Below are 2,307 nucleotides of genomic sequence, written 5' to 3'. Positions count from 1 at the left end.
TCAAATTCCGGCGCGGCCGAGACGGTGTCCAAGGCCAGCAATCGGGCGCCCGTTTCGGAGAGCGACGTCAAGATCGCGGTGAGAGCTTCGTTGGCGTATTGGCGATCCAACAACGGAGTCGAGTCGAACGCTTCGTCCGGCCGCCAGGCGTGAACGCAATGAATCGGCAAGCGATAAAACGCTTGCGTTACCAGGGGCATCACCCCGTAGACGTCTGACGCGTCGCCGTTTGCAGGCGTCCCCTCGATGACCAACAAACGCGCCGATGCGTCCGACCGGTGCTTCAGCAGCGGTATCAAAAACTCCGGCTCGTAGCATGGATTTCGCCACGCACAGCGTTCGACCAGCCGTCGCCAAGCCGGGACGAGGGATTCCATTTCACAAGCATCGGTCACAAACCGCCCCCGCAACGAAGGCGTGATGGACTGGCTGCAGGCGGTTGGACTGGAAGAGGCAAGCGTGATCATGGCGGAATCAGCGAGGCGGAAGGCAGGTGACGGCCAATCCTACGTCGCAAACTCGCCTCGATGCCGACGCTCCATCCGGCGAATCCATTTCGCCGCTTCCGCTCAAATCAGCGTCTGGTCGATCGTACCGCTGATACGGATCACGCCGGGTATACCTCTTTTCCTGTCACCCCTTTTCTTGTCGGCGTCTCCACCGCGCGCGTCATCGTTCTGCCCCGGTTTTCCTGCCAAATGCAGCTGCCGGGATTAGCCGATTTCGGGATACGTCCAGGGCTGGCGGTACTTTCGTCGCAGCATGCCGTTGGCCTCTTCGTCACCGATGATGGATTGGGCGTCGGGGTCCCAGCGGACGCTGCGGCCGAGTTTCATCGAGAGCATGCCCAATAGGGCGAGCGTGGTGGCTTGGTGTCCGACCTCGATGTCCGCGACGGGGCGGCTTCCCGTTTCGATGCCGCGGAGGAAATCGGCATAGAGCAATTTCAGGTTGTGACCGTCGGGTTCTTGCAACTGGGCGTCTTGGTGGATCACTTGTTTCTTGCTGTCGGCCGGATAGAACGTCCAGCCATCGCGCCAACCGATATGGAAGGTCCCCTGAGTGCCGAAGAAGTAGCAACCGATGCTGGTTTGCTCGGGGCCTTGCCCGGCAAACTTGCGATGTTCCCAGGTCGCGGTGAAGGAATCAAATTCGTAGGTTGCGGTTTGATGATCGGGGGCGTCGGTCGTTTGTTCTTCGTCATTCAAGACGGGGGCTCCGGCAATTGGTCGTCCGCCGGTCGAATGCACGCTATGGGGTGATTGCTGGTCGCTCCACCACAGCATCTGGTCCAGCCAGTGGACGCCCCAATCGCCGAGGGTTCCGTTGGCAAAATCCAGGAAGTGCCGAAAGCCGCCGGGATGGATCCGTCGGCAATAAGGACGCAGCGGCGCGGGGCCGCAATACATCTCCCAGTCAAGGTTCTCCGGTGGTTCGCTGTTGCGCGTCGGTTTCTCCGCGCCGCCCCTGCTGTGGACAAACATGCGAACTAGCCCGATCTCTCCGGCACCTCCGTCCTTCAAGAATTTCATCCCCGAGACATGGTGGGGGCCGATGCGTCGATGTAGACCGACTTGGACCAGGCGATTGGCTGCACGTGAGGCGGCAAGAACGGCCTGGCTTTCGCCGATCGTGTGGCCGGTCGGTTTCTCGATAAAGACGTGTGCACCGGCTTCGATCGCCGCCAGTGCGTTAAGGGCGTGCCAGTGGTCCGGCGTGGCGATGATCGCCACCTCGACGTCTTCCTTTTCGAACAGCTCGCGATAGTCGGAGTAGGTTCGTGGGGTATCGCCCGACAAATCCGTCACCTCCTCTGCGTTGATCTCCAGCCGATCAGAATCGACATCGCACAGCGCGACCACTTTGGTTTGACCGCCGGCCATCGCTTCACGCAGGATGTTCATGCCCCACCATCCGGCCCCGATCAGCGCCGTGCGGTATGTTTTGTCTTTGGAGGCCGCGTGAATCTTGGGAGCGGAGGCGAGTGTCGCGGCGGCTGCGGTTCCGGCGAGGAAGGATCGACGTTGCATGGGCATCGTTGGATGAGGTGGAGATTGCGAGGCCGGGGAGGTCAGGGGATCGACAGGCTGGAGGCCTGTCATGTGGGTATTCTAATCACGGCAGTCGACGCAGACGAGTTGGCCTTGGATGCTTCGACAGAAGATGCGGCCGTCGGACAGGACGGGGGCGGTCCAAGATTTTCCGTCAAGGACTTTCGCTTCAGTGATGGGGTCCCAGCCGTCGGGTGTCGCCGGTGCGATCATCAATTCTCCCGGTTCGGTCAGTAACAGCAACCGACCGCCGGCC

The 2,307-nt window shown here is 61.0% G+C and carries 3 protein-coding genes; all 3 read right to left on the bottom strand.

Going from position 1 to position 2,307, the window contains the following annotated elements; genetic code table 11:
* Positions 1-377, bottom strand: a 377-nt coding sequence (locus ABX749_RS30005; RefSeq protein ID WP_372899273.1) for a hypothetical protein, incomplete at its 3' end; no start/stop codon positions are given.
* 336 nt (positions 378-713) lie between these two features.
* On the bottom strand, positions 714-2,030 hold the full coding sequence (locus ABX749_RS30000; protein WP_372899272.1) for a Gfo/Idh/MocA family protein: 1,317 nt from the start codon (positions 2,028-2,030) through the stop codon (positions 714-716).
* Between the two features lie 81 nt (positions 2,031-2,111).
* Positions 2,112-2,307 (bottom strand): PQQ-binding-like beta-propeller repeat protein (locus ABX749_RS29995; protein ID WP_372899271.1); only part of this gene is annotated, 196 nt, incomplete at its 5' end.

This window comes from Stieleria sp. (assembly GCF_041595215.1).
In the GTDB taxonomy this organism is placed as follows: Bacteria; Planctomycetota; Planctomycetia; order Pirellulales; family Pirellulaceae; genus Stieleria; species Stieleria magnilauensis.
This window is presented reverse-complemented; position numbering and strand designations above follow the sequence as displayed.